General features: G+C 64.8%; 25 protein-coding genes. 18 read left to right on the forward strand and 7 right to left on the reverse strand.

The window, feature by feature from the left end; translation table 11 throughout:
• Positions 1-2 precede the first annotated feature (2 nt).
• On the forward strand, positions 3-1,688 hold the full coding sequence (locus ASC83_RS09800; protein ID WP_056061293.1) for a thiamine pyrophosphate-binding protein: 1,686 nt from the start codon (positions 3-5) through the stop codon (positions 1,686-1,688).
• A gap of 30 nt (positions 1,689-1,718) precedes the next feature.
• On the opposite strand, the gene ASC83_RS09805 is transcribed toward ASC83_RS09800, so the two are convergent.
• Positions 1,719-2,600, reverse strand: a complete 882-nt coding sequence (locus ASC83_RS09805; RefSeq protein WP_056061295.1) for a LysR family transcriptional regulator — start codon at positions 2,598-2,600, stop codon at positions 1,719-1,721.
• Positions 2,601-2,735: 135 nt separating this feature from the next.
• Between ASC83_RS09805 and ASC83_RS09810 the strand changes: the two genes are divergently transcribed.
• From ASC83_RS09810 to ASC83_RS09825, 4 genes are all read left to right on the forward strand, one after another.
• Positions 2,736-3,683: a DMT family transporter gene (locus tag ASC83_RS09810; protein ID WP_235509350.1), complete on the forward strand. Its 948-nt coding sequence runs from the start codon at positions 2,736-2,738 to the stop codon at positions 3,681-3,683.
• 135 nt (positions 3,684-3,818) lie between these two features.
• On the forward strand, positions 3,819-5,036 hold the full coding sequence (locus tag ASC83_RS09815; protein WP_156379477.1) for a DNA polymerase IV: 1,218 nt from the start codon (positions 3,819-3,821) through the stop codon (positions 5,034-5,036).
• Positions 5,037-5,230: 194 nt separating this feature from the next.
• Positions 5,231-6,790, forward strand: a complete 1,560-nt coding sequence (locus ASC83_RS09820) for a PAS domain-containing methyl-accepting chemotaxis protein (protein ID WP_056061303.1) — start codon at positions 5,231-5,233, stop codon at positions 6,788-6,790.
• A gap of 93 nt (positions 6,791-6,883) precedes the next feature.
• Positions 6,884-7,150: a hypothetical protein gene (locus tag ASC83_RS09825; protein ID WP_056061307.1), complete on the forward strand. Its 267-nt coding sequence runs from the start codon at positions 6,884-6,886 to the stop codon at positions 7,148-7,150.
• Positions 7,151-7,185: 35 nt separating this feature from the next.
• On the opposite strand, the gene queF is transcribed toward ASC83_RS09825, so the two are convergent.
• From queF to ASC83_RS09845, 4 genes are all read right to left on the reverse strand, one after another.
• Positions 7,186-8,031 (reverse strand): NADPH-dependent 7-cyano-7-deazaguanine reductase QueF, encoded by an 846-nt coding sequence (gene queF, locus ASC83_RS09830; protein ID WP_056061310.1) that lies wholly within the window; start codon positions 8,029-8,031, stop codon positions 7,186-7,188.
• Between the two features lie 99 nt (positions 8,032-8,130).
• The gene (locus ASC83_RS09835; RefSeq protein WP_056061313.1) at positions 8,131-9,036 is read right to left on the reverse strand and encodes a 2OG-Fe(II) oxygenase; all 906 of its coding nucleotides are present in this window, start codon (positions 9,034-9,036) and stop codon (positions 8,131-8,133) included.
• A gap of 36 nt (positions 9,037-9,072) precedes the next feature.
• On the reverse strand, positions 9,073-9,858 hold the full coding sequence (yaaA, locus tag ASC83_RS09840; protein WP_056061316.1) for a peroxide stress protein YaaA: 786 nt from the start codon (positions 9,856-9,858) through the stop codon (positions 9,073-9,075).
• A gap of 225 nt (positions 9,859-10,083) precedes the next feature.
• Positions 10,084-13,245, reverse strand: coding sequence for an Rne/Rng family ribonuclease (locus tag ASC83_RS09845; RefSeq protein ID WP_056061320.1), 3,162 nt, complete (start codon positions 13,243-13,245; stop codon positions 10,084-10,086).
• 599 nt (positions 13,246-13,844) lie between these two features.
• Between ASC83_RS09845 and ASC83_RS09850 the strand changes: the two genes are divergently transcribed.
• The 4 genes from ASC83_RS09850 to ASC83_RS09865 all read left to right on the forward strand — a co-directional run bounded on the left by ASC83_RS09850 (position 13,845) and on the right by ASC83_RS09865 (position 17,092).
• Positions 13,845-14,846: an RluA family pseudouridine synthase gene (locus ASC83_RS09850; RefSeq protein ID WP_056061322.1), complete on the forward strand. Its 1,002-nt coding sequence runs from the start codon at positions 13,845-13,847 to the stop codon at positions 14,844-14,846.
• Positions 14,847-14,871: 25 nt separating this feature from the next.
• A complete protein-coding gene (locus tag ASC83_RS09855) occupies positions 14,872-15,546 on the forward strand; it encodes an HAD family hydrolase (RefSeq protein ID WP_056061325.1) in 675 nt (224 codons plus the stop codon).
• A 26-nt stretch (positions 15,547-15,572) separates the two neighbouring features.
• The gene (locus ASC83_RS09860; protein WP_056061328.1) at positions 15,573-15,953 is read left to right on the forward strand and encodes a Rieske 2Fe-2S domain-containing protein; all 381 of its coding nucleotides are present in this window, start codon (positions 15,573-15,575) and stop codon (positions 15,951-15,953) included.
• A gap of 92 nt (positions 15,954-16,045) precedes the next feature.
• Entirely contained in the window at positions 16,046-17,092 is a 1,047-nt protein-coding gene (locus ASC83_RS09865) for a S49 family peptidase (protein ID WP_056061331.1), read from the forward strand.
• 276 nt (positions 17,093-17,368) lie between these two features.
• Here ASC83_RS09865 and ASC83_RS09870 read toward each other — a convergent pair whose 3' ends face one another.
• Positions 17,369-18,145, reverse strand: a complete 777-nt coding sequence (locus tag ASC83_RS09870) for an SAM-dependent methyltransferase (protein WP_108497130.1) — start codon at positions 18,143-18,145, stop codon at positions 17,369-17,371.
• Positions 18,142-18,741 carry a Maf family nucleotide pyrophosphatase gene (locus ASC83_RS09875; protein ID WP_056061337.1) on the reverse strand — a complete coding sequence of 200 codons (600 nt, stop codon included), beginning with the start codon at positions 18,739-18,741 and terminating at the stop codon, positions 18,142-18,144. The genes ASC83_RS09870 and ASC83_RS09875 overlap by 4 nt, the downstream gene beginning before the upstream one ends.
• Before the next feature lie 25 nt (positions 18,742-18,766).
• On the opposite strand from ASC83_RS09875, the gene ASC83_RS09880 reads away from it, so the two are divergent.
• The 9 genes from ASC83_RS09880 (at position 18,767) to ASC83_RS24300 (ending at position 25,791) form a co-directional block, all read left to right on the forward strand.
• Positions 18,767-19,315: a DUF177 domain-containing protein gene (locus ASC83_RS09880; RefSeq protein ID WP_056061340.1), complete on the forward strand. Its 549-nt coding sequence runs from the start codon at positions 18,767-18,769 to the stop codon at positions 19,313-19,315.
• A 111-nt stretch (positions 19,316-19,426) separates the two neighbouring features.
• A complete protein-coding gene (gene rpmF / locus ASC83_RS09885; RefSeq protein WP_005794249.1) occupies positions 19,427-19,609 on the forward strand; it encodes a 50S ribosomal protein L32 in 183 nt (60 codons plus the stop codon).
• Positions 19,610-19,716: 107 nt separating this feature from the next.
• On the forward strand, positions 19,717-20,769 hold the full coding sequence (plsX, locus tag ASC83_RS09890) for a phosphate acyltransferase PlsX (RefSeq protein WP_056061343.1): 1,053 nt from the start codon (positions 19,717-19,719) through the stop codon (positions 20,767-20,769).
• Positions 20,769-21,746 carry a beta-ketoacyl-ACP synthase III gene (locus ASC83_RS09895; protein ID WP_056061347.1) on the forward strand — a complete coding sequence of 326 codons (978 nt, stop codon included), beginning with the start codon at positions 20,769-20,771 and terminating at the stop codon, positions 21,744-21,746. The genes plsX and ASC83_RS09895 overlap by 1 nt, the downstream gene beginning before the upstream one ends.
• A 59-nt stretch (positions 21,747-21,805) precedes the next feature.
• A complete protein-coding gene (fabD, locus tag ASC83_RS09900; protein ID WP_056061350.1) occupies positions 21,806-22,756 on the forward strand; it encodes an ACP S-malonyltransferase in 951 nt (316 codons plus the stop codon).
• The gene (fabG, locus tag ASC83_RS09905; RefSeq protein WP_056061353.1) at positions 22,753-23,511 is read left to right on the forward strand and encodes a 3-oxoacyl-ACP reductase FabG; all 759 of its coding nucleotides are present in this window, start codon (positions 22,753-22,755) and stop codon (positions 23,509-23,511) included. Before fabD ends, fabG begins: the two co-directional genes overlap by 4 nt.
• 103 nt (positions 23,512-23,614) lie before the next feature.
• Positions 23,615-23,854, forward strand: a complete 240-nt coding sequence (acpP, locus tag ASC83_RS09910) for an acyl carrier protein (RefSeq protein WP_003058049.1) — start codon at positions 23,615-23,617, stop codon at positions 23,852-23,854.
• A 48-nt stretch (positions 23,855-23,902) separates the two neighbouring features.
• Positions 23,903-25,147, forward strand: coding sequence for a beta-ketoacyl-ACP synthase II (gene fabF, locus ASC83_RS09915; RefSeq protein WP_056061355.1), 1,245 nt, complete (start codon positions 23,903-23,905; stop codon positions 25,145-25,147).
• A gap of 398 nt (positions 25,148-25,545) precedes the next feature.
• Positions 25,546-25,791, forward strand: coding sequence for a hypothetical protein (locus tag ASC83_RS24300; protein WP_235509351.1), 246 nt, complete (start codon positions 25,546-25,548; stop codon positions 25,789-25,791).
• Positions 25,792-25,795: the final 4 nt, after the last annotated feature.

The raw sequence follows: 25,795 nt of genomic DNA on the forward strand, positions 1-25,795 counted from the left end.
ATATGAACACGACCTCCCTCACTCCCCGCACCGGCGGCCAGATCTTGGTGCAGCAGCTCATCACCCATGGTGTGAAGCAGCTCTTTTGCGTGCCCGGCGAAAGCTACCTGGCCGTGCTCGATGCCCTGCACGATGCCGACATCGGCGTGACGGTATGCCGCCAGGAGGGCGGGGCGGCCATGATGGCCGAGGCGCAGGGCAAGCTCACAGGCCAGCCCGGCATCTGCTTTGTGACGCGCGGGCCCGGTGCCACCAATGCATCGGCCGGTGTGCACATCGCGCACCAGGACTCGACCCCCATGATCCTGTTTGTGGGCCAGGTGGCACGCAACGCCATGGGGCGTGAGGCGTTTCAGGAGCTGGACTACAGCGCTGTGTTCGGCACCATGGCCAAGTGGGTGGTGCAGATTGACGACCCGGCCCGTGTGCCCGAGCTGATCTCGCGCGCATTCCATGTCGCCACCTCGGGCCGCCCTGGCCCCGTGGTGGTGGCGCTGCCCGAAGACATGCTGACCGAGGCCGCCACTGTGGCCGATGCATTGCCCTACCAGGTGACGGAGACCCACCCTGGCACTGCGCAGATGGCCGAGCTGGCGCAGCGCCTGCAAGCCGCCAAATATCCCGTGGCCATCCTGGGCGGCAGCCGCTGGTCTGAGCAGGCGGTGCGCGAGTTCACCGCGTTTGCCGAAGCGTGGTCCATTCCGGTGTACTGCTCGTTCCGCCGCCAGATGCTGTTCCCGGCCACACATGCCTGCTACGGCGGTGACCTGGGCCTGGGCGTCAACCCCAAGCTGCTGGCGCGCATCAAGGCGTCGGACCTGGTGCTGGTGGTGGGCGGGCGTCTGTCTGAAGTGCCCTCGCAGGGCTATGAGCTGTTCGACATTCCCACCCCCGCGCAGCCCCTGGTGCATGTGCATGCAGATGCGGATGAACTGGGCAAGCTGTATCGCCCCACCCAGGCCATCCACGCCACGCCACAGGCTTTCACAGCTGCATTGAATTCTGTGCGACCCACGGCGGCAGTGCCCTGGAAGGCGCACGCTGAAGCGGCCCATGCCGAGTACCTGGCCTGGAGCGACACGGCACCTATCCGCATCCCCGGCAACCTGCAAATGGGCCAGGTGATGCAGCACCTGAAGGAAGTGCTGCCCGCCGACACCATCTTCTGCAACGGCGCGGGTAACTTCGCTACGTGGATTCACCGCTTCTGGCCCTTCACCACCTACGCGAGCCAGCTCGCGCCCACCAGCGGCTCCATGGGCTACGGCCTGCCTGCTGGGGTGGGCGGCAAGCGCCTGTGGCCGCAGCGCGAGGTGGTGATCTTTGCGGGCGACGGCGACTTCCTCATGCACGGGCAAGAATTTGCGACCGCCGTGCAGTACGGCATGCCCATCATCGTGGTGCTGCTGGACAACGCCATGTACGGCACCATCCGCATGCACCAGGAGCGCGAGTACCCCGGCCGCATCAGCGCCACGCAGCTCAAGAACCCCGACTTCAAGGCCTACGCCCAGGCCTTTGGCGGCCATGGCGAGCGGGTGGAGCGTACCGAAGACTTTGCTCCGGCTCTTGCCCGCGCCCGTGCCAGCGGCCTGCCCAGCGTGCTGCACTGCCTGATCGACCCCGAGGCGATCACGCCCACTGGCACGCTGCAGGGCATTCGCAGCGCAGCACTCTCCAAGAAGTAGGCTCCCGTTTCGTAAGCAGGCGCTAGGCGTTCAGCCGGTCACGCGGGCGCCGCCTGATTGCCTCAGGGTCTGCACCAGCAGGTTCTGCAGGCTGTCCACCGCCTTGGAGCCGCGCGATGCGCGGCTGCGGTACACGGCCACCTCCATAGGGGCCAGTGGCCCCAGACCTTGCTCGGTGCCGAGCACCTGCAGCTGCGATGGGACGCTGCAGTGGGTGAGGGCGGCCACGGCCAGGCCACTTTCCACCGCTGCAATTTGCCCGGCCAGGCTGGAGCTGTGATAGACCACCTTGTAGCGGCGCCCCTGCTGCGCCAGCGCGTGGATGGCGCCGCGCCGCGCCAGGCTGGCCGATTCGTACACCGCAATCGGCAGCGGGTCACGCCTCCACAACTCGAACTGCGCCGACCCCACCCACACCATGGGCTCATGGAACAGCAGCGTGCCCCGGCGTGCGTGATCGCGCGAGATCAGGGCCAGGTCCAGGTCGCCATTGGCCACACGCGGGATGAGTGCGGTGGACTGCTCGCAGTCCAGCTCAATCTCCACCGCACTGTGACGGGGCGCAAAGCGCTTGAGCACAGGCGTGAGGTAGCGCGCTGCGTAGTCATCCGGCACCCCCAGCCGCACCCGGCCTGTGAGGGCGTCGCCGTTCAGTGCGTCATGTGCTTCTGCGTGCAGTTCCAGAATGCGGCGCGCATAGCCCAGCAGGGTTTCACCCTCGGGCGTGAGGTGCTGCTTGCGGGCATCGCGCTCCAGCAGTCGGTGGCCTACAGCGTCTTCGAGCTTCTTGAGCTGCATGCTGACCGCCGACTGGGACCGGTGCACCTCGGCCGCCGCGCCGGAGAGCGAGCCTGCATCCACCACCGCCACCAGGCACTGAAGCCAGTCGAGTTGCAAGTCACGGTAGCTCATGGATTGCCCCTGTGGTGATGTATTCGATGATCGAATGGTTGGTTCGTAAATTATGCGCTTTGGATTGCAAAGGCTGGCAGCCACACTGCGGGCATGCAGCAGTCTTCCTCTACCGTTTCAGGTACATCCGCACCCGTGGTTCCAGCGTCCGCTTCACTTGTGGCCGTTGCCCACGTGCTGCCGGATGCCCGCCGGCTGGATGGCTGGGTCGCCTTCGTGCTGGGCAACGCGCTGCTCGGCACCATCGGCGTGTTTGTGCACGAGGCGCAGGCGGCGCCGTTGACAGTGACGTGGTTCCGGTGCGCGTTTGGCCTCATCGGGCTCACGTTGTGGATGGCCTGGCGCAACCAGTCTTGGTCGGGGCTTCGGCGGGGGCTCTGGGTGGGCTGGGCTGCTTTGCCGTGGGTGTTGCTGCTCAGCGGGCTCATGTTGGCGAGCTGGTGGCTGTTTTTCACCGCGATCCAGCAGGTGCCCACCGGGGTGGCGGTCGTGCTGTTCCATGTGCAACCGCTGTGGGTGTTGCTGCTGGGGGCTTGGTGGTTGAAAGAGTCCGTGCCCGGGCAGCGCGTGGTGTCGGTGCTGGTCGCCATGGTGGGGTTGGTCCTGGCCACGGGGGTTGCGGAGTGGGTGGCTCCATCGGGCGGTAGCCACGCGCCAGGCTACTGGGTGGGCGTGGGCCTGTGCCTGATAGGGGCGCTGTGCACAGCCACCGTCACCGTGGTCGCCAAGCGCCTGGGGGCGCTGCCGCTGGGGACGCTGGCGTGGTGGCAATGTGCGCTGGGTGCGGCCGTGCTGTGGGTGGCCCCCGTGGGACACGGTTGGCCTGCCTGGGGAGTCTCCTGGGCATGGCTGGCCGGGCTGGGGCTGATCCACACGGGACTGGCATACACCCTGATGTACGCAGGCATGGCCCGGCTGGCGACGGCCCGGGTGGCGGTGCTGCAGTTTGCCTACCCGACGGTCGCCATCGTGGTGGACTGGGTGTACTTTCAGCACACCTTGGACGGTTGGCAGATGGCAGGTGTGGTGCTGATGCTGGGGGCCATAGCGGCAGGGGAGCGTGGCGCGCGGCGCAATCGCTAGTGCACCGCCTGCGCAGGGATGGCGCCGCCCCGCACAATATCGGGTGTGACCGCCACCGAGCCCGATTCTTCTGAAACCCCACCTCCTGCGCAGGCTGCCCCCATCGGCAAGCTGCGCCGCATCGCGCACCTGGACATGGACGCGTTCTTTGCGTCCGTCGAGTTGCTGCGCTACCCGCAACTTAGAGGCTTGCCTGTGGTGATCGGTGGCGGGCGGCGCAAGGTGGACGAGCTGCTGCTGCGCGGGCCAGACGGCACCGAGGAGCGCGAGCGGCGCTTCATACCGGTGGAAGACTTTCCGCTACTCAAGGACTACGTGGGCCGGGGCGTGATCACCACGGCCACTTACCCCGCGCGGCAGTTCGGCGTGGGCTCGGCCATGGGCATGATGAAGGCCGCCAAGCTGTGCCCGCAGGCCATCGTGCTGCCGGTGGATTTTGACGAGGTGCGACGCTTTTCGCGCCTGTTCAAGAGCACCATCACCGAGATCGCACCGGTAATGCAGGACCGGGGGGTGGACGAGGTCTACATCGACTTCACCGACGTGCCCGGCGGCCAGCGCGAAGGCGGGCGGGTGCTGGCGAGGCTCATCCAGAAAAGCATCTTTGATAGGACCGGACTGACCTGCTCGATCGGCGTGGCGCCCAACCGGCTGCTGGCCAAGATGGCCAGCGAGTTCAACAAGCCCAACGGCATCTCCATCGTTTACGAGGAAGACCTGCAGAGCAAGATCTGGCCTCTGAACGTGCGCAAGATCAACGGCATCGGTCCCAAGGCGGGCGAGAAGCTGGCGCGGCTGGGCATTGAAACCATCGGGCAGCTTGCCGCGCAGGATGAGCAGTGGCTGATGGGCCACTTTGGCAAATCCACCGGCGCCTGGATGCACCGCGTGGCCTGGGGCCGCGACGACAGCCCGGTGGTGACCGAGAGCGAGCCGGTGAGCATGAGCCGCGAGACCACCTTCGACCGCGACCTGCATGCGGTGCGTGACCGGGCCGAGCTGGGCGCCATTTTTACCGACCTGTGCATGCGGCTGGCCGAAGATCTGCAGCGCAAGGGCTATGTGGCGCGCACCATCGGTATCAAGCTGCGCTATGACGACTTCAAGATCGCGACGCGTGACCACACCGCCAACAGCTACACCGCCGACGGAGCCACCATCCGGCAGCTGGCGGGGCAATGCCTCAAGCGCGTGCCGCTGGACAAGCGCCTGCGGCTGCTCGGCGTGCGGGCCAGCACACTGGCGCGGCGGGGGGAAGAACCTGCGCTGGAGCCGCGTGCCGCAGCGGCCGCAGAGGGGCGTCGGCGCGGGCCCCGGACAGAGGCGACCATGGAAACCGGGCAGCTTTTTTGATTGAGGCAGCGGATTTCCAAAAGGCGGTGAGCAGGCTCTCAGTGTTTGCGCTTTGAGGGGCGTGAGGAGGCACCTTTTTGGGGCAAAGCAGGGGAGGGAGCAGTTAGACTTGATTCGTATCAAGCGGTTACATACAACACGCCAAAAAAAAGCCGCGCCGCCTGCCCCTGCCGCAGGCCCTTCAGGAGCCTCGAATGCGCATCAACCTGCCAGTGACCCAGCAGAATTTTGACTACCCCGGTGATGAGCTGCTGGTGTCCAGCACCAACACCAAGGGCGAGATCACGCACTGCAACCCGGCGTTTGTGCGCGTCAGTGGCTACAGCTACGACGAGCTCATCGGCCAGCCGCACAACATCATTCGCCACCCCGACATGCCGGCCGAGGCCTACAAGGACATGTGGCGCACCATTGGCCGGGGCGAGCCCTGGACGGGCTTGGTCAAGAACCGCCGCAAGAACGGCGACCACTACTGGGTGCGAGCCAACGTCACCCCCATCATGGAGGGCGGCAAGCCACGCGCCTATATGTCGGTGCGCACCAAGCCCAGTGCGGCCGAGATGGTGGCCGCCGAGGCCTTGTATGCACAGATGCGCAGCGAGGCGGCTTCGGGCGCAAGCAGCTTCTACCTGGACTCGGGCAACGTGCGCTACCGGGGAGTGCGTGGCTGGCAGCAGCGCCTGGCGCAGATGGCGCTGCTGCCCCGCATGGCGATCCTGCTGCTGCTGACGGTGCTGCTGGCCTTGTTGCCCGACGTGATGGGGCTGCAGGGCACCACCGCCTGGGTGGCCCGCCTGGCGCTGCTGGTGTTGGGGGCGGGGTGGACGCTGTGGCGCTTTCAGGCCACCGTGCTGCAAGGTGTGCACGACGCGACCCGCTTCGCATCCGACATCTCGGCTTGCAACCTCGCCACATCGGTGGGCACCGACTACCCCCAGCCCCTGGGCGCGCTGATGCAGCGCCTGCAGCAGACTCAGGTCAACCTGCGCGCCGTGGTGGGCGACGTGCGCACGGAGGTGCGCAACTTCATCGAATCGGCCGACGAAATCGCGCGCGGCGGCATGGACCTGTCGGCCCGTACCGAGTCGCAGGCCAGCAGCCTGGAAGAAACCGCCGCGGCCATGGAGCAACTGGCCAGCACGGTGCTGCAGACGTCGGAGACAGCGGCCAAGGTGTCGCACGAGAGCGCACAGAGCAGCGACATCGCCACGCGTGGTGGCCAGGCGGTGCAGGAGGTGGGAGCGGCCATGCAGCAGATGAAGCTGTCGTCCACCAAGATCAGCGAGATCGTGGGCGTGATCGAAGGCATTGCCTTCCAGACCAATCTGCTGGCGCTCAATGCCGCTGTGGAGGCCGCCCGCGCGGGCGAGCAGGGCCGGGGCTTTGCGGTGGTGGCGGGCGAGGTGCGGGCCCTGGCGCAACGCAGTGCCAGCTCGGCCAAGGAGATCAGCGGTCTGATTGGCGTCACGGTGAACCAGATTGCCAGCGGCGCGCAGCAGATGGACCATGCCGGTACCACCATCGAAGGTGTGGTCCATGCGGTGGAACGCGTGAGCACGCTAGTCCAGCAGATCAGCAGCGCCACCAAGGAGCAGTCGCAGGGCATTGCCCAGGTCAATGAGGCGGTGACGCAGCTCGACACCGTGACGCAGCAGAACGCCGCGCTGGTGGAGGAATCTGCCGCCGCCGCCCAGGGTCTCAAGGAGAGCGCGGTGTCGCTGGGCCGCTCGGTGGACGTGTTCCGGCTGGGGTGAGCGGCACCGCAAGGAGCCGCCCACAGCCATTCGTATCTTGACGAATTCTTACTCGTAACTTACAGTGATTTTCCCGTTTTCCGGGAGATCACCATGACCCTCGACGAGCTGCAGCGCATCAAGCAGTGGCATGTGGCGCACAAGGCCGACCACCCGCTCGAATACCACCTGTGGGACCTGGTGCTGACGGTCTGGATGCTGGGCTGGGTGGGCTGGTTTCCCATCTGCGCTTTTGGCGAGCCCTGCGCCGCGCCGGTCTGCCTGATCGGCATTTTTGTCCCCAGCCTGTACGTTGCCTGGCGCACCCGCGCGCACTTGCGCCACACCCTGCGGTGCGACTGGATCGACGCGCGTAACTGACGGATGCGGTCGGTTGACGGGTGGCGGGGCCAGGCCTACTGCCGGGCAGTGCGCACGTTGCGCGGCAGGGCCTGCGGGTGGCTGGTGCGCAGGGGGTTGATGTCCAGCCCGCCGCGGCGCGTGTAGCGCGCGTACACCGTGAGCTTGATGGGTTTGCAGCGTGTCCACACGTCCATGAAGATGCGCTCCACACACTGCTCATGGAACTCGTTGTGGTTGCGAAAGCTCACCAGGTACTGCAGCAGCCCTTCCTGGTTGATCTGCGGGCCGCTGTAGCTGATCTGCACGCTGCCCCAGTCGGGCTGGCCGGTCACCAGGCAGTTGCTCTTGAGCAGGTTGCTGGTGAGGGTTTCGGTCACGGGCGCTTCGTTGAATGTGGCCGTCAGCAGGTCGGGCGCGGGCTGGTAGCGCGTGCATTCCACGTCCAGCCGGTCCAGGCTCAGGCCATCCAGCTCATGCACGGGCTCCTGGTCGAACAGCTCGGGTGCGATGAGCTTCACGCCCACGGTGGCGGGGTGGTCGGCGCCACGCCATACGGCTTCGCTGATGTCGGCGCGGATGCGGGCCTGCACCTCGGCCGCATCGGCAAAGCGGGTGTTGTTGAAGCTGTTGAGATACAGCTTGAACGACTTGCTCTCGACGATGTTGGGCGTCTCGCAGGGCACGGTGATGTGCGCCAGCGCCACCTGCGGCTTGCCACGCGCATTCAGCCAGGACAGCTCGAACGCCGTCCACAGGTCGGCCCCGAAGAAGGGCGCCGAGCCGGTGATGCCGATCTCGGCCCGCTTGCCCGCGCGGGGGATGGGGAACAGCAGCGAGGCGTCGTACTGGTCCACGTAGGCCGATGCCTTGCCGAGTTGGGATTGTTCTGGCGTGTTCATGGCCTGGTCTTTCGGGTGTGTGGGTTCCAAGGGGGTCTGTGCTATTGCTACTATTTTTATAGCTGCTGGCGCGTGTTCGACTAGCGCATGCCGGGGTTTTTACTGAAATTCCCGCTCACGCAGCCATTTGGTGGCAATCCATTTGTCCCCGGCGATCACGGGGGCGCCGCCATGCAGGGTGCGGGTGGACGGGTGCGGGCGCTCGTAGCTGAAGAACACCGCGTTGCCACGCTGCGGCGCCACCTCCAAGTGCACGTCGGGGAAGGTGGTGCCGCCGCCTTTGTCAGGTGTGTTCAGGTACATCACCAGCGTGCCCACGCGCTGGCCGCCGCGCTGGATGATGCTGGGCGTGCCGGGCTCGGCGGGGTCGAAGTAGTCGTAGTGGGGCTTGTATTCGGCGCCGGGGCGGTAGTGCAGCACCTGCAGGCCTTCGCCGTTTTCGACGGGCCAGTGGAGCAGGCGTGCAATGCGCTCCTCGATGCGCTGGATCAGGGGACTTTGCCCGCGCTGGAAGAACATGCCGTCACTGGTGCGGTCGGCATTGATCTCTTCGCCCCCGGTCTTGGTGGCCACGGTGAGCGAGCGTGCCATGCGGGGCTCTGCAGCGGCTATCAGGGCATCGCACTCCTCGGGCGACAGCAGGTTGCCAAACACCACGATGCGCGGCTGTGCCATGGCCAGCAGCACATTCACGGCGCGGTCTCCGCAGTCCACCTGGGCGGGGGATTCATCCAGCCGGGGCTCGGGCACCCGCACGGCCGAGGGCAGGCCCTGCTGCACGGCCAGGTCGTTCAGGTGCTCCTGCAGCGTGATCTCCAGCGCATCCGCCGCCACGTCTTCGTCCCAGCCTGCGTCACGCATGGACTGCAGCACCACGGGTGCGGCGTAGCCCGCCTGGGCCTGCTCGATGATCCAGCGGCGCAACTCGGGGGTGATGGCCTGCCGCGCTGCGCTGGCGTGCTGGGTGGTGGTGCTGTCCGGGTGCTGGTCAGAACGCGATGCCATGGCGGTCCTTCAACAAGAGCAGGGTGGTGGGCGTATTTATGCGGAGGGCGGGGTCTTGCGCCGGAAGACCAGGCGCTCGGGCTCGGATGATGCCGGGGCAAAGGCATAGCCGTCCAGGTCAAACCCTTCGAGCTGGCGGGGCGTGGCAAGGCGGTGGGTGATGGCATAGCGCGCCATCAGGCCGCGTGCGCGCTTGGCAAAGAAGCTGATGATCTTGTAGTTGCCGCCTTTCCAGTCCTCGAACACGCATTCGATCACGCGGGCCTTGAGTGCCTTGCGGTCCACGGCCTTGAAGTATTCCTGCGAGGCGAGGTTGATCACCACCGGCGTGGTGTCGGCGCGCAGCCGGGTGTTCAGGTGCTCGGCAATCTGGCGGCCCCAGAACTGGTACAGGTTGCTGCCTGCCTCGGTGGCCAGGCGCGTGCCCATCTCCAGGCGATAGGGCTGCATGCGGTCCAGCGGCCGCAGCACGCCATACAGGCCACTGAGGATGGCGACATGGCTCTGGGCCCAGTCCAGGTCGTCAGCGCTCAGGCTGCGGGCCTGCAGCCCCTCGTACACGTCGCCATTGAAGGCCAGCACCGCCTGGCGCGAGTTGTGGGCCGTGAAGCGGGGGCGCCAGGCCTGGTAACGCGCCACGTTCAGCGCCGCGAGCGTGTCGCTCAGTTCCATCAGCGACGCGATCTGCTGCGGCGACTGCTCCCGCAGGACGTCGATCAGGGCCGTGGACTGCGGCACAAACTGGGGCGTGGTGTGCGGCAGGCCTTCGGGAACGGGTGTGTCGTAGTCGAGCGATTTGGCGGGAGACAGCAGGAACAGCATGGGGGCAAAGGGTCCGTGGATCTCGGGGGTGAAGTGTGGCCTGGAAAGCGCGGGTTGCTGGCTGCGCCAGCGACCTGAAATGGTACCTGCTGGACGACCGTCTTCTGTCGCTTGCGGGTATTGGCGCCCAGCACGGTGCTTGCTCAATTGCCCAAAAAAAGAAGGCGGCCTGAGCCGCCTTCTTGGTGCAGGCTGCAGCCCTGGGGCAGCAGCCATTGCAGCGCATCAGGCTGCCGGGGACTGCTCAAACGGCAGCGCCATGGCCGACAGGTCGCGGCGGGTTTCCACCAGTACCAGCGGACCTTCGTCCAGCACCACCGCAGGGGGGCGCTCGCGGGGCACGCGGATGGGCTTGGGCTCGGCAGCGATGGCGGCCTGCACGGCAGCGATCTTGTCCGCGTCAGAGTTCACCCACTGCAGGCCTGATGCGGCAGCCACTTGCTGCAGTTCATCGATGGGCAGCGTGAACGCCTGAACGCGGGGCAGTCCCTTGGCTTGCGCAGCTGTTGCCACGGTGGCCTGGGCGGCTACCGCCGCCGGTGCGGGTGCTGCGACAGGCGCCGGTGCGGCCACCGGGGCGGCTGCAGGGTTTGCAACGGGCGCTGCAACAGCTGCCGCGGTAACAGGCGCTGCGGCTGGCTCGGTGGTCGAAGCGGCTGGGGCTGCCACAGGAGCTGCGACAGGGGTTGCCGCCGGTGCCACAGGCTCGGCGGCGGGCGCGTTGCTGAAGTAACTGCGGCGCGGCGCCTCGTCCTGTGCCGGTGCGGGCTCGGCCTGGGTGGGGTCAAAGTCCAGCATCGCTGGCGCAGCTGCTTCGGCGTTGCCGTTGTTGTCGCGCGGGCCACGCTCGCCGCGTTCGCGGCGGTCACGGCCATAGCGGTCGCGGGAGCGGCGCTCGCGGCGCTGCTCTTCGGTGGCGCCATTGCCGTTGGCGGGTGCGTCATTGCCGCTCAGGTCCAGGTCCGGCAGCGATGCCAGTGGAGCGGTGTCCGCAAAGTCACCAGCGACGGCTGTGGCGCCTGCCTCCTGGGCCTCGACCGCGCGGGGAGCGCGTTCACCGCGTTCGCCACGGTTGCCACCGCGATCACCACGTTCGCGGCGCGGACCGCGCTCGCCACGGGGTTGCTGCGCCGGCTGGCCTTCTGCGCCACCGGTGTTGCCTGCGTTGGGGCCTTCCACCGGAGTGGTTGCAGCGTTGGTGTTGTCACCATTCACGCCAGCGTTCAGGTTGCGCGGCTCGCTGTCGCGGCGGCCACGGCCCCCTTCACGGCCTTCGCCACGTCCGTTGCGGCCCCCTTCACGGCCTTCGCCTTCGGGACGGCGCTCTGCGTCGCGGGGTGGACGGCTGTCTGCATCGCGGGGAGCGCGGCCTTCGGCCGAGCGTTCGCCACGGCGGCCACGGCCTTCGCCAGAGCTGCCTTCGCGGTTGCCATCACGTGGTGCGCCTTCGCGCTGACCGTCCCGGTTGCCATCGCGGCCGCCACGGCGACCACGGCTTTCACCGTTGCGGCCTTCGCGGCGCGGTTCGCCACGGCTCGTGGTTTCGGCAGCGGCAGGTGCGGCTGCGGGCGATGCCGTTGCGACCGGGGTGGGGGCTGCCGGTGCGCTGCCAAAGCCAAACAGGCTCTTGAGCCAGGCGAAGAAGCCTTGCTCTTGCGGTGCGGCAGGGGCGGGCGCTGGAGCGGCTACTGGTGCAGGTGCAGGGGTGGCAGCGGCTGCAGGGCGTTGGCCACCACGGGGTGGGCGTGCGGCGCCCTCGGGGCGGGGCTCCGCCACGGGGGCGGGTGCATCGGGCAGCACGCCCTTGATCACCGGGGTCTGCTTGTTGGTGGGCTCTTGCGAGCGGCGCGTCACGGCGGTGGGGTCTTCCACTTCTTCGGCGAGCTTGTAGCTGGCTTCGATGTGGTCCAGGCGCGGGTCGTCGTGCTTGAGGCGTTCCAGGCGGTAGTTGGGGGTTTCCAGCGTCTTGTTGGGCACCATCAGCACGGCCACGCGCTGCTTGAGTTCGATCTTGGCGATCTCGGTGCGCTTCTCGTTCAGCAGGAAAGAGGCCACTTCCACCGGCACCTGGCAGTGCACAGCGGCCGTGTTGTCCTTCATGGACTCTTCCTGAATGATCCGCAGGATCTGCAGGGCCGACGATTCGGTGTCGCGGATGTGGCCCGAGCCGCCGCAGCGTGGGCAGGGGATGGACGAGCCTTCGCTCAAGGCGGGCTTGAGGCGCTGGCGGCTCATCTCCATCAGGCCGAACTTGCTGATGGTGCCGAACTGCACGCGGGCGCGGTCCTGGCGCAGCGCGTCGCGCAGGCGGTTTTCCACTTCGCGGCGGTTCTTGCTCTCCTCCATGTCGATGAAGTCGATCACGATCAGGCCGCCCAGGTCGCGCAGACGCATCTGGCGGGCCACTTCGTCGGCGGCTTCCAGGTTGGTGCGGGTGGCGGTTTCCTCGATGTCGCCGCCCTTGATGGCGCGGGCCGAGTTCACGTCCACGCTGACCAGCGCTTCGGTGTGGTCGATCACGATGGCGCCCCCCGAGGGCAGCTGCACGGTGCGGGCGTAGGCCGATTCGATCTGGTGCTCGATCTGGAAGCGGCTGAACAGGGCGGCGTCGTCGCGGTAGCGCTTCACGCGGGCAGCATGCTCGGGCATGACGTGCGCCATGAACTGCTGTGCCTGTTCGTAGATGTCGTCGGTATCGATGAGGATGTCACCGATGTCGTTGTTGAAGTAGTCGCGGATCGCGCGGATCACCAGGCTCGATTCCTGATAGATCAGGAAGGCGCCCTTGCCACCCTTGGCGGCGCCGTCGATGGCGTTCCACAGCTTGAGCAAGTAGTTCAGGTCCCACTGCAGCTCGGGCGCGGTGCGGCCAATGCCAGCGGTGCGCGCGATGATGGACATGCCGTTCGGGTATTCCAGCTGGTCCATCGCCTCCTTGAGCTCGGCGCGGTCCTCGCCCTCAATGCGGCGTGAAACGCCACCGCCACGGGGGTTGTTGGGCATCAGCACCACATAGCGGCCGGCCAGCGAGACGAAGGTGGTCAGGGCCGCGCCCTTGTTGCCGCGCTCTTCCTTTTCGACCTGGACCAGCAGCTCCTGGCCTTCCTTGATCACTTCATTGATGCGCGCCTGGCTGGGCGAGACACCGGGGGTGAAGTAGCTGCGCGAGATTTCCTTGAACGGCAGGAAACCGTGGCGGTCTTCGCCGTAGTCCACAAAACAGGCTTCCAGCGAAGGCTCGACGCGGGTGACGACGGCCTTGTAGATGTTGCCCTTGCGCTGTTCGCGCCCTTCGATTTCGATTTCGTAGTCGAGGAGCTTTTGTCCGTCGACGATGGCCAGGCGCCGTTCTTCGGGCTGCGTGGCGTTGATGAGCATCCGCTTCATGATGCGATTCCTTCAGTGTTTCGCGGACAGCAGCGGTGCAGCCCACCTGACCCACAGGGAGGGCTGCGCGGGCTGCCGCCCACAGTTTCCAAACCAATACAACAAGCTCTACAGGAGCTGTGAATGCCTGGACTGACGCATCGAAACGAAGGGAATTGCCGGGAATGCCAATGATCTGCCGCGCTCTAGCGCAGCATCGTGAGGCAGGGGCGCGTGGATGGGGGCGAGTGGTAGGAGCGCAGTTTTGCTAGCAAAAGAGTAGCTGATTGCGCTTGCTGGCTGGGCGTTGGGGCTGAATTAGAGCGTGCAGCCGGGGGCATCAGCCACCGCCACAAGGTCACCATCCAGCTCATCAACAACCACATGCTCGCTTTGATCCGCTGACAGGCTGCGCCCGGGTAGGGAACATCTGCCAGCTTGGGGGATTCCGTATCAGTGTTTCAATCTGTCAGCCCGCCGCACGGCGTGCTGGCCACCACAGGCATCTGGCCTGCAATCTGCGCGCACGACGCCCGGTGGCATCGACCTGCCTGCGTGAGGGGCAAGGGCTGTGTGGACTAAACTCCAGACAAATCAACCACTTACATAACAACGCGCAGGTGAAACACATTATAGGGGCCAAACCGCCCGCCGCCCCTGGGGGGCTTCCCGCAGCCCGCCTGGTGGAAGTGGATGCTGACTCCGCAGGCCAGCGGCTCGATAACTTTTTGATACGCCACTTGAAAGGTGTGCCTAAAACGCATGTCTACCGCATCATCCGCAGCGGCGAGGTGCGCATCAACAAAGGCCGCGTGAGTGCCGACACCCGCGTGGAAGCAGGGGACGTGGTGCGCCTGCCTCCTGTTCGAATTTCAGACAAGGTGGCCGAGAAGGCCGAGCGCCCGGCGCCCGCGCGCGAATTTCCCATCCTGCTCGAAGACGAGCACCTGATTGCTTTGGACAAGCCCGCGGGCGTGGCGGTGCATGGCGGCAGCGGCGTGAGTTTTGGCGTGATCGAGCAGCTGCGCCAGGCGCGGCCAGCTTCCAAGTTCCTGGAACTGGTGCACCGGCTGGACCGCGACACCTCGGGCATCCTGCTGGTGGCCAAGAAGCGGTCAGCGCTCACTCACCTGCAAGACCAGTTCCGTGAGCGCGAGACAGGCAAGACCTATCTGGCACTGGTCACGGGCACCTGGCCTGCCAACAAAAAGGTGATCGACCTGCCGCTGCACAAATACCTGCAGGCCGACGGCGAACGCCGCGTGCGTGTGACCGCGGCCGATGACCCGGATGGCATGCGCTCCATCACGCTGGTCAAGGTGCGCAGCACTGTGCCCGCGCGCGCCGCTCAAGGCCTGCCGGCGATGTCCCTGCTGGAGGTGACCATCAAGACCGGCCGCACCCATCAGATCCGTGTGCACCTGGCAAGCCAGGGCCACGCCATCGTGGGTGACGATAAATACGGTGACTTTGACCTCAACAAGCGCCTGCAGAAGCTCTCGATGAAGCGCATGTTCCTGCACGCATGGCGGTTACAGTTCAACCACCCCGCCTCGGGCGAGCGCGTGCAACTGATTGCCGAGCTACCCCCTGAGCTGGCCGATTTTGTGTCCCCTGCCTGACGATCCTGCGCGAAGAACCCCCTCCATGTCTGCCAAAAACTTCCGTCCGCGCCGCTTCGACCTCATTGCCTTTGACTGGGATGGAACCCTGTTCGACTCCACCGCCATCATCGTGCGCTGCATCCAGGCGGCGGTGCGTGACGTGGGTGGCACCGTGCCCACCGACAAAGAGGCGGCCTATGTGATTGGCATGGGCTTGATGCAGGCCCTGGCCCATGCGGCGCCGGATGTGCCAACCGAAAAGTACACCGAGCTGGGCAACCGCTACCGCTTCCACTACATCCAGCACCAGGACGACCTGAGCCTGTTCGACGGCGTACTGCCCCTGCTGAACGATCTGCGTGAACGTGGGCACCTGCTGGCCGTGGCCACGGGCAAAAGCCGGCGCGGGCTGGACGATGCGCTGCACTCGGTGGACTTGCGCGGCGTGTTTGACGGCTCGCGCACCGCCGACCAGACCGCTGGCAAGCCGCACCCGCTGATGCTGCAGGAGCTGATGGCTGAATTTGACGTGGCGCCGGAGCGCCTGCTGATGATCGGCGACACCACCCACGACCTGCAGATGGCGGTCAACGCGGGCTGTGCGAGCGTAGGGGTGAGCTATGGCGCACACGAGCCTGACGCCTTTCATGCCCTCCAGCCGCTGGCGGTTGTGCATTCGGTGCGCGAGCTGCACGACTGGCTGCTGCACAACGCTTGACGCGGGTATCGGAGCGGGACGAGCCCATGACCATACCCTCCACTGACCAGCCTATTGCGCTGTGCAACAGTGCCGACCTTGTCGATGGAGGCCTGGCAGTGCCGTTTGATGTGCAGTACGCAGGCCAGACGTGCAGGGCCTTTGCGATCCGCTACCGAGGCCTGCCGCACGCTTACCTCAACCGCTGCACCCATGTGGCGATGGAGATGGACTACCAGCCCAACCGCTTTTTTGACGACACAGGCCACTGGCTGTTGTGTGCCACCCACGGGGCGGCCTACTTGCCCCATACCGGCCAGTGCGCGGGAGGTCCCTGCCGCGGTGGGCTGGTGAAAATTGCCCTGTCGGAGAGCGATGGTGTGGTGCGCTGGCATACTGCCTACAACCTGCAGCCTGTAGAGTTCTAGAAAATCCAGATGAATTACCCTGATGTGCTGCCGCCCGATGCGGGCCACCGCAAAGCGCGGGCCGCAGCGGTGCAGTGCCCAGGACGCATGACATGACAGACCCCCATCAGCCCGCCTCGTCGGGCTTTGACCCCAAAAGCAATTCCGCCCCCGATCTGTGGGCGCAAGCAGCTACTAATTCAGGAGCCCCTGTGAGCGATTCATCGCGTGAACCCGGGTGGGAACGCGCCACGCTGGAAAAGCTGGCCTTTGCCGCCCTCAACGAACAACGCAGCACCCGCCGCTGGAAGATTTTTTTCCGCCTGGCATGGCTGGTGTTGTTTGCTGCTGTTGCGTTCGTGGCCCTGCGTCAGGCATCGCCCAGCACCAGCAAAAGCACGCCGCACACCGCCGTGGTGGACATCAAGGGCGAGATCGCCAGTGGCGCCGAGGCCAGTGCCGAGTTTGTGGTGGCCGCCATGCGCAGCGCGCTGGAGGATGAGGGCTCGCAAGCGCTGGTGCTGCTCATCAACTCGCCCGGTGGCAGCCCGGTGCAGGCCGGCATCATCAACGACGAGATCGTGCGCCTGAAAGCCAAGCACAACAAACCGATCTACGCCGTGGTCGAAGAAACCTGCGCCTCGGCTGCCTACTACATTGCAGCCGCCGCCGACGATATCTACGTGGACAAGGCCAGCATCGTGGGCAGCATTGGTGTGCTGATGGACGGTTTTGGGTTCACCGGCGTGATGGAGAAGGTGGGCGTGGAGCGCCGCCTGCTCACCGCAGGCGAGAACAAGGGTTTTCTGGACCCTTTCAGCCCGCAGACCGAGAGGCAGCGCGCCTACGCGCAGACCATGCTCGACCAGATCCACCAACAGTTCATTGCCGTGGTGAAAGCAGGGCGCGGTGACCGTCTCAAGACCACGCCCGATACCTTCAGCGGCTTGTTCTGGACGGGCCAGCAGGCCGTGGAAATGGGCCTGGCGGACAAGCTGGGCAACCTGGACTATGTCGCGCGCGAAGTGGTCAAGGCCGAAGACATCATCGACTACACCCGCCGCGACAACGTGGCCGAGCGCCTGGCCAAGCGGTTTGGCGCGGCGGTGGGCATGGGCGCCGTCAAGTCACTGGCCATATCGGGGCCACAGTTGCGCTGATATTCGCCTCGGAGTAGGCAGGGCGCGTGATCATCCGCGCAAGCCCTTGCATCCACGGCAGATGTCTATTCGAAGCCCCTGCAGAGGTATCTGCCGGGGCTTTTTTGTTGGGCCTGGTTGCGCTGTGCTGCGGTGCCGGTGTGGGGCCGTTGTGCAGCGGTCTGAGGGGTTTGGGGGGTGTTTTGGGGCGGTTGCGCTAGTGGAATATGCCTGGAATGCTCCTGAATATGTAGCATTCCAGGCACCTCGCCCGTAGCGTGTTACCCCGTCGCTGTCTCAACGCCCCAGCGCAAACACCACGGGGGTGCGGTTGTCCGGTGGTGCGGGCTGCTGCTTCCACTGGCGCACCAGCTGGCTTTGCACCCGCGCGTCGGGCAGGGTCAGCCCGCTGGCCAGCGCCAGCCGGGTGTGCGGCTGCAGGGTCTGAACCAGCGCCTGCCACAGGGCCGGGTTGCGGTACGGGGTCTCGATGAACAGCTGGGTCTGGCCCGTGCGCAGCGCGATGCCTTCCAGCTCCTTGATGCGCTGTGTGCGCTCTTGTCCGTCTTGTGGCAGATAGCCGACGAAGGCGAAGTTTTGTCCATTGAGGCCACTGGCGGCCAGGGCCAGCAGCAGCGACACCGGCCCTACCAACGGCACCACGCGCAGGCCCAGGTCGTGCGCGGCCCGCACCACCGACGAGCCAGGGTCGGCCACTGCGGGCATACCCGCTTCGCTGACCAGGCCGATGTCGTGCCCGTTCAGGGCCGCAGCCAGCAACGGGCGGGCATCGAACGGCGCTGAGCCTTTATCGCCGTGGTCGCCTTTTTTGTGCACTTCACGCGGCAACTCGGTGATCTGCTGTTGCTGCAGAGAGAGGGCCAGGGGGTGCAGCGCGTCAATGCGCTTGAGGTAGGCGCGCGTGCTCTTGGCGTTTTCGCACACCCAGTGGGTCAGGCGGGCGGCTGTCTGCAAGGTGGCCGAGGGCAGGGCATCCTGCAGTGGGGCCTGGGTGTCGCAGCCAAAGTCGAGGGGGGCGGGCACCAGGTACAGCGTGCCGGTTTTTACGTTCATGGCAGCACCAGCCCTGCTGCGCGCAGCATGCGGCATGTGCGGATCAGTGGCAGCCCGATGAGTGCCGTGGGGTCGTCGCTGTGGATGGCGTCCAGCAGGGCAATACCAAGGCCTTCGCTCTTGGCGCTGCCCGCGCAGTCGTAGGGCTGCTCGGCGCGCAGGTAGCGCTCGATTTCTTCATCCGATAAGTCGCGGAACTTCACCTCTACGGGGGCGAGGTCCACCTGTTCAAAGCCGGTGGCCGCGCACACCACCGCCAGGGCGGTTTGGAACACCACCGTCTGGCCGCGCATCTGGCGCAACTGCTGCACCGCGCGATCGTGCTGGCCCGGTTTGCCCAGCGGCTCTCCGGCCAGGTCTGCCACCTGGTCGGATCCGATCACCACGGCTTCGGGGTGCTGCCGCGCCACAGCTTGCGCTTTGGCCAGAGCCAGGCGCATGGCCAGGGCGCGGGGCGCCTCGCCGGGCAGGGGGGTCTCATCGACATGGGGGGCGGTCACTTCGAAAGGCAGGTTCAGCCGTTCCAGCAATTCGCGCCGGTAGCGCGAGGTCGAGCCCAATACCAGAGGGCGTTGCGGGGAGGGGGATTGATGCATGCGCCGATTCTCTTACACTGCCGCCATGACCAAGGAATTCTCCGCACAGCGCCTCGACGTGAAAGCCTTCGCACAGGCGGGCGGTCGGCTGGCGGGACACGACTCGCTGCTGAAGTACGAACGCCTGGCGCAAGAGGCCAAAGGCCTGCACCCCGATCTGCTGGTGGACTGGGAGGCGACGGGCGAAGTGCGCACTGCCCTGGGAGGCATGGGGCAGGTCTGGCTGCACATCAAGGTGCGCGCCAGTTTCCCCATGGAGTGCCAGCGCTGCCTGACGCCGGTCGATGTGCCCCTGGAGGTGGATCGTGAGTTCCGCTTTGTGGCGGACGAAGCCACGGCCGAGGCCCTTGACGATGAGAGCGAAGAAGACCTGCTGGCCCTGAGCCGCGAGTTTGATCTGCACGAACTCATCGAAGACGAACTGTTGATGGCGTTGCCCGTGGTGCCCAAACACGACGAGTGCCCGACCTCGGTGCCGCTGGCGTCTTCGGACGACGATTTTGAAGAAGCCAACGCCGAAAAACCCAACCCGTTTGCCGCGCTGGCAGCCTTGCGCAAAGACGCCAAGGACTGATTCATCGACCCAAAAATCATTTGGGTTATAATCGTGGGCTTCACGCGAACCCCATCGTGTCTTTTTGGGCTGATCGCGTTTTTACCAACCTATTCCAGATCAGGAGCCATCATGGCCGTTCAGCAAAACAAAAAGTCCCCTTCCAAGCGCGGCATGCACCGCTCGCACAATGCCCTGAACGTGCCAGGCATTGCCGTGGAACCCACCACTGGTGAAACGCACCTGCGTCACCACATCAGCCCCAACGGTTTCTACCGTGGCCGTCAGGTGCTGAAGAACAAGTCTGAAGCCTGACCTTCACCCCATCCAAAGGCCCGTTGCTACAAACCCTGTAGCGCGGGCCTTTGTTTTGACCGTCGTATTCATCTCTCGGCCCCTTGGGCCGGCCGGACAAGTCGCCCATGATCACACTGGCTGTTGACTGCATGGGGGGCGACCATGGCCCCCGCGTCACGCTCGCGGCGTGCCGCCAGTTTCTCGACCACCACCCGGATGCCCGTCTGCTGCTCGTTGGCCTGGCGGACAGCCTGCAATCGTTCTCCCACGACCGAGCCACCATCGTTCCCGCTACCGAAGTGGTCGCTATGGATGACCCGGTGGAAGTGGCCTTGCGCAAGAAGAAGGATTCTTCGATGCGCGTGGCCATCCAGCAGGTCAAGGATGGCACGGCTTCGGCTGCTGTCTCTGCGGGCAATACCGGCGCCTTGATGGCCATTGCCCGCTATCTGCTCAAGACGCTGGATGGTATCGACCGTCCTGCCATCGCCACCCAGCTGCCCAACGCCACCGGTGGTGCCACGACGGTGCTGGACCTGGGGGCTAATGTGGATTGCTCGGCAGAGCACCTGCTGCAGTTTGCCGTGATGGGTTCCGCCCTGGTATCGGTCCTCCAAGAGGGTAGCGAGCCCACCGTAGGGTTGCTGAACATTGGCGAAGAAGTCATCAAGGGTAGCGAAGTTATCAAAAAAGCAGGTGAATTGCTGCGATCTGCGGCTAATTCCGGTGATTTGAACTTCTACGGCAATGTGGAGGGCAACGATATCTTCAAGGGTACGGTGGATATCGTGGTCTGTGATGGTTTTGTGGGCAATGTGGCGCTAAAGGCCAGCGAAGGTGTGGCCTCGATGATCATCGGAGCACTTAAAACCGAATTTTCGCGCCACATTTTTACTAAAATGGCCGCTATCGTCGCCTATCCGATCTTAAAAGCGTTGATGAAGCGCATGGACTACCGCCGTTACAACGGCGCGGCGCTGCTCGGCCTGCGCGGGCTGGTGTTCAAGAGCCACGGATCGGCAGACGCCATGGCTTTCGAGCAGGCGTTGAACCGGGCGTATGATGCAGCCCGCAACAACCTGCTCGACCGTGTCCGGACCCGGATTGCGCACGCGGCGCCCCTGCTGGCGCCTGCAGATGCCCAGCCCCAGCCTGGCGTTGCGGCGACCGCACAATAATGAGACGTTATTCCCGCATTACCGGCACCGGCAGCTACCTGCCTCCCCGCCGGTTGACCAACGCTGATCTGGTTGCCGAACTGGGCCAGCGCGGTATCGAAACCTCCGATGAATGGATTGTGGAGCGCACCGGCATCCGGGCGCGCCACTTTGCGGCGCCGGATGTGACCGCCAGCGACTTGGGGTTGGAGGCTGCGCGCAATGCCCTGCAGGCCGCCGGCCTGCAGCCCACCGATATCGATCTGATCATCGTGGCCACGTCGACGCCGGACATGGTGTTCCCGTCCGTTGCTTGTATCTTGCAGAACAAGCTGGGTGCTAATGGATGCCCTGCGTTTGATGTGCAAGCTGTGTGCAGCGGTTTTGTCTATGCCCTGTCGGTGGCGGACGCCATGATCCAGACAGGTGCTGCCAATCGCGCGCTGGTGATTGGTGCAGAGGTTTTCAGTCGCATCCTGGACTTCAACGACCGCACCACCTGTGTGTTGTTCGGTGATGGTGCGGGCGCTGTGGTGCTGGAGGCCTCTGACACGCCTGGCATTCTGTCGAGCGACCTGCACGCCGACGGCAAGCATGTCGATATTTTGTGTGTGCCCGGCAATGTGTCCGGCGGCAAGGTGCTTGGGGATCCGGTCCTCAAGATGGACGGGCAGGCGGTCTTCAAGCTGGCAGTGGGTGTGCTGGAAAAGGCGGCCCACGCGGCCCTGGCCAAGGCTGGGCTGACCGAGGCCAATATCGACTGGCTGATCCCGCACCAGGCCAACATCCGCATCATGCAGAGCACCGCCCGCAAACTGAAGATGTCCATGGACAAGGTGGTGGTCACGGTGGACCAACACGGCAACACCTCGGCAGCTTCCATTCCGCTGGCTCTGGACCATGGGGTGCGCACCGGTCAGGTCAAGAAAGGCGAAACCCTGCTGCTTGAAGGCGTGGGTGGCGGTTTTACCTGGGGTGCTGTGCTCCTGAAGTTGTAGCTGCTGGCGCAATAAGTACCTGCGCTACCGGCCGGTTTCATCATATTTCTGGATTTTTCATGAAGTCTTTTGCATTTGTCTTTCCGGGGCAAGGCTCGCAATCGGTTGGCATGCTCGATGGTTGGGGTGACCACCCGGTGGTGGCGCAGACCCTGAAGGAAGCCTCGGATGCTTTGGGTGAGGATGTCGGCCTGCTGATCAAGGAAGGCCCCAAGGAGGCTTTGGCCCTGACCACCAACACCCAGCCGGTGATGCTGGTCGCTGGCGTGGCGGCATGGCGGGTGTGGCGCGCAGAAGGCGGCGCAGCCCCGGTGGCCGTTGCCGGGCATTCGCTGGGCGAATACTCCGCCCTGGTGGCGGCTGGTGTGTTGACGCTCGCGCAGGCGGCCCCGCTGGTGCGGCTGCGTGCGGCGGCCATGCAAGAGGCGGTGCCTGTCGGCACAGGCGCCATGGCGGCCATCCTGGGCATGGAAGCTTCCAAGGTCATCGCTGGTTGTGCTGAGGCTTTGGCATCGTTCGGGCCAGGTACGGCTGAGGTGGTGGAGGCTGTCAATTTCAACGACCCGATCCAGACCGTGATCGCCGGTACCAAGGCGGCTGTGGACAAGGCCTGTGAGGTGCTCAAGGCGGCGGGCGCCAAGCGCGCATTGCCCCTGCCAGTGTCGGCGCCTTTCCATTCCAGCCTGATGAAGCCTGCGGCTGAAAAGCTGCGTATGGCGCTGGCGGAGGTTGCGCTTGCTACCCCTCAGATTCTGGTGGTCAACAACGTGGACGTGGTGGTGCAGCAAGACGCTGATGCGATTCGCGATGCGCTCTACCGCCAGGCCTTTGGCCCCGTCCGCTGGGTGGAATGCGTGCATGCGCTGAAAGGCCGTGGTGTGACGCACATCATTGAATGTGGCCCTGGCAAGGTGCTGGCAGGCCTCACCAAACGCATCGACCCTGAACTGGTCGGCGCAGCATTGTTTGACTCGGCCACACTGGCTGAAACCCGGGAGTTGTTGGCATGACGGAATCGACCCAGACAGCAGTGCAGGCAGCGCAAGTGGCGCTGGTGACCGGTGCATCGCGCGGCATCGGTGCTGCCATTGCCCTGGAGTTGGCGGTGCGCGGCTACCAGGTGGTAGGTACAGCCACCACGGATGAAGGCGCTGCGCGCATCAGCCAGGCGCTGTCGGCTTACCCTGGTTGCCGCGGTGCCAATCTGAACGTGAACGATGTGGCTGCGGTCGAGGCCCTGATGGACGCCATCGTCAAGCAGCAAGGCGGCCTGCATGTGCTGGTGAACAACGCGGGCATTACGCGCGACACTCTGGCCATGCGCATGAAGGACGACGACTGGGATGCCGTGCTGGACACCAATCTCAAGGCGGTATTCCGCACGAGCCGCGCCGCGATCCGGCCGATGATGAAGCAGCGCTTTGGGCGCATCATCAGCATCACCAGCGTGGTGGGTGCTTCGGGCAATCCGGGCCAGGCCAACTACGCTGCGGCCAAGGCGGGTGTGGCGGGCATGACGCGCGCACTGGCCCGTGAGCTGGGTAGCCGCAGCATCACCGTGAACTGCGTGGCACCCGGTTTCATCGAGACCGACATGACCTCCGTGTTGCCCGAAGACCAGCAAAAAGCGCTCAATGCGCAGATCCCGCTGGGTCACATGGGCAAGCCGGCCGACATCGCGCACGCGGTGGCGTACCTTGCCTCGCGCGAGGCTGGCTATGTGACGGGACAGGAGTTGCATGTCAATGGCGGCATGTACATGTAGTTATTGAAAATTAACGCCGGTTCATCCGGACGGCGGGTCGTTTAGGGGCTTCTCCTTAAGCGGCTAGAATCGCGGATTCATTCACAACCCCCAGAGGGAAACCATGAGCGATATCGAAGCACGCGTCAAAAAAATCATTGCCGAACAACTCGGTGTGGAAGAGTCCCAAGTCACCAATGAAAAGGCCTTCGTGGCAGACCTCGGTGCCGACTCGCTCGACACGGTGGAACTGGTGATGGCTCTGGAAGACGAATTCGGCATCGAGATCCCGGACGAAGACGCCGAGAAGATCACTACGGTGCAAAACGCCATCGACTACGCCAACACCCACCAGAAGGCCTGAGCGGCGCCCTGCGCCTGACTCAAGCGATCAGCAGAAGGTTTTATACGCATGAGCCGTCGTCGCGTTGTCGTGACCGGCCTGGGTTGCGTCAGCCCCGTGGGTAACACGGTGGCCGAGTCCTGGGCCAATCTCCTTGCCGGCCAGTCCGGCATTGATCTCATCACCAAGTTCGATGCATCGAACTTCGCCTGCAAGATTGCGGGAGAGGTCAAAGGTCTGGACCTGGAGTCGTACATCAGCGCCAAGGATGCGCGCGCGATGGATACCTTCATCCACTACGGCATCGCTGCTGCAGCGCAGGCCGTCCAGGACGCAGGGCTTCCCACAGGTGAAGCGCTCAGTGAGGAGTTCGCCACACGCATTGCCTGCGTGATCGGCTCCGGCATTGGCGGCCTCCCGCTGATCGAAAACACCCACGCCGAGCTGGTCAGCCGCGGGCCACGGCGTATCACTCCATTTTTTGTACCTGCGTCCATCATCAACATGGTGGCGGGGCATGTGTCCATGCGCTTTGGCTTCAAGGGTCCCAACCTTGCCGTGGTGACTGCCTGCACAACAGGCTTGCACTGTATCGGTGAGGCCGGTCGCATGATCGAATATGGCGATGCGGACGTGGTCGTGGCTGGCGGTACCGAATCCACGGTATCTCCGCTAGGCATCGGCGGGTTTGCCGCCATGCGGGCCCTGTCCACCCGCAACGACGACCCCAAGACGGCATCCCGCCCCTGGGACAAGGATCGCGACGGTTTTGTGCTGGGCGAAGGCGCCGGTGTGATGGTGCTCGAAGAGTATGAACACGCCAAAGCGCGAGGCGCAAAGATTTATGCCGAACTCAGCGGCTTCGGCATGAGCGCAGATGCAGGTCACATGACGGCACCCAACATGGATGGACCCCGCCGCGCCATGCTCAGCGCGTTGCGCAACGCCGGGATCAATGCCGATCAGGTGGATTACCTTAACGCCCACGGCACGTCCACTCCTCTGGGTGACATCAACGAAACCAATGCAATCAAAGCGGCCTTGGGCGACCACGCCTACAAGACCGTTGTGAGCTCCACCAAATCCATGACGGGCCACTTGCTCGGCGGTGCGGGAGGGATTGAGAGTGTGTTCACCGTGCTGGCACTGCATGAACAAAAAGTGCCGCCCACCATCAACCTGTTCAACCAGGATCCGGAGTGTGATCTCGACTACTGCGCCAATACGGCGCGGGACATGAAGATTGATGTGGCCGTCAAGAACAACTTTGGCTTTGGCGGCACCAACGGAACGCTGGTATTCAAACGCGTCTGATTGCGCGCATATACCAATCTCGGATTCGGTGGCAATACGTATCGCTCGTGGGCCTGCGGGCGATGTGTCATTGACTGTGGTGTCGGTCCGTCATCGAGTTGGCGCTTGATCCGTCCGTCGAAGGGAGCTGTCTTGTGACGCGGCTTTCGAGACGGCCTCCCTCTGTCCAATATTCGCTGTGTCGCAGTCGGGCTCTGGGCGTGCTGTTGGCTGCCTGGGTGCTTGCTGGTGGTGCCGTTTTGGTTGCCTGGATCGCTTTGGGTAGCCGTGCTGCGCATCTGTCTATCGCAGTGGCCCTGTGTTTCTGGCTGCCAGCGATGGCGGCTGCCATGCACTTTTAGTGGAGCCAAGCCCGTGGAGTTTTGCAGTTCGACGGCCAAGCCTGGACGCTGAACCGAGTGGCGCCGCCCACCAGTGTGCCGCTGACGCTTTCAGCGCCCCCGGAGGTGCTTCTGGATCTGCAGGCGCATCTGTGGGTGCGCATCTTGCTCGTCGGACATCCGCCGCTGTGGTTGTGGCTGGAGCGTTCCAGCCAGCCAGAGCGCTGGATGGACTTGCGCCGTGCGGTATATTCGCGCGCCAGATCGGGCGCTGACAACGCTGACGAAACCGCCCGGCAAGCTGCCCCAGGGCGTGAATACTGAGTAT

It is taken from the genome of Acidovorax sp. Root402 (assembly GCF_001425125.1).
Classification (GTDB): domain Bacteria; phylum Pseudomonadota; class Gammaproteobacteria; order Burkholderiales; family Burkholderiaceae_C; genus Acidovorax; species Acidovorax delafieldii.

Bases quoted from the DNA above. Each gene is read 5' to 3' on its own strand.
- ASC83_RS09800 (WP_056061293.1), top strand. From the start codon at position 3: ATGAACACGACCTCCCTCACTCCCCGCACCGGCGGCCAGATCTTGGTG.
- ASC83_RS09805 (WP_056061295.1), bottom strand. From the start codon at position 2,600: ATGAGCTACCGTGACTTGCAACTCGACTGGCTTCAGTGCCTGGTGGCG.
- ASC83_RS09815 (WP_156379477.1), top strand. From the start codon at position 3,819: ATGGACGCGTTCTTTGCGTCCGTCGAGTTGCTGCGCTACCCGCAACTT.
- ASC83_RS09820 (WP_056061303.1), top strand. From the start codon at position 5,231: ATGCGCATCAACCTGCCAGTGACCCAGCAGAATTTTGACTACCCCGGT.
- ASC83_RS09825 (WP_056061307.1), top strand. From the start codon at position 6,884: ATGACCCTCGACGAGCTGCAGCGCATCAAGCAGTGGCATGTGGCGCAC.
- queF (WP_056061310.1), bottom strand. From the start codon at position 8,031: ATGAACACGCCAGAACAATCCCAACTCGGCAAGGCATCGGCCTACGTG.
- ASC83_RS09835 (WP_056061313.1), bottom strand. From the start codon at position 9,036: ATGGCATCGCGTTCTGACCAGCACCCGGACAGCACCACCACCCAGCAC.
- yaaA (WP_056061316.1), bottom strand. From the start codon at position 9,858: ATGCTGTTCCTGCTGTCTCCCGCCAAATCGCTCGACTACGACACACCC.
- ASC83_RS09845 (WP_056061320.1), bottom strand. From the start codon at position 13,245: ATGAAGCGGATGCTCATCAACGCCACGCAGCCCGAAGAACGGCGCCTG.
- ASC83_RS09855 (WP_056061325.1), top strand. From the start codon at position 14,872: ATGTCTGCCAAAAACTTCCGTCCGCGCCGCTTCGACCTCATTGCCTTT.
- ASC83_RS09860 (WP_056061328.1), top strand. From the start codon at position 15,573: ATGACCATACCCTCCACTGACCAGCCTATTGCGCTGTGCAACAGTGCC.
- ASC83_RS09865 (WP_056061331.1), top strand. From the start codon at position 16,046: ATGACAGACCCCCATCAGCCCGCCTCGTCGGGCTTTGACCCCAAAAGC.
- ASC83_RS09870 (WP_108497130.1), bottom strand. From the start codon at position 18,145: ATGAACGTAAAAACCGGCACGCTGTACCTGGTGCCCGCCCCCCTCGAC.
- ASC83_RS09875 (WP_056061337.1), bottom strand. From the start codon at position 18,741: ATGCATCAATCCCCCTCCCCGCAACGCCCTCTGGTATTGGGCTCGACC.
- ASC83_RS09880 (WP_056061340.1), top strand. From the start codon at position 18,767: ATGACCAAGGAATTCTCCGCACAGCGCCTCGACGTGAAAGCCTTCGCA.
- rpmF (WP_005794249.1), top strand. From the start codon at position 19,427: ATGGCCGTTCAGCAAAACAAAAAGTCCCCTTCCAAGCGCGGCATGCAC.
- plsX (WP_056061343.1), top strand. From the start codon at position 19,717: ATGATCACACTGGCTGTTGACTGCATGGGGGGCGACCATGGCCCCCGC.
- ASC83_RS09895 (WP_056061347.1), top strand. From the start codon at position 20,769: ATGAGACGTTATTCCCGCATTACCGGCACCGGCAGCTACCTGCCTCCC.
- fabD (WP_056061350.1), top strand. From the start codon at position 21,806: ATGAAGTCTTTTGCATTTGTCTTTCCGGGGCAAGGCTCGCAATCGGTT.
- fabG (WP_056061353.1), top strand. From the start codon at position 22,753: ATGACGGAATCGACCCAGACAGCAGTGCAGGCAGCGCAAGTGGCGCTG.
- acpP (WP_003058049.1), top strand. From the start codon at position 23,615: ATGAGCGATATCGAAGCACGCGTCAAAAAAATCATTGCCGAACAACTC.
- fabF (WP_056061355.1), top strand. From the start codon at position 23,903: ATGAGCCGTCGTCGCGTTGTCGTGACCGGCCTGGGTTGCGTCAGCCCC.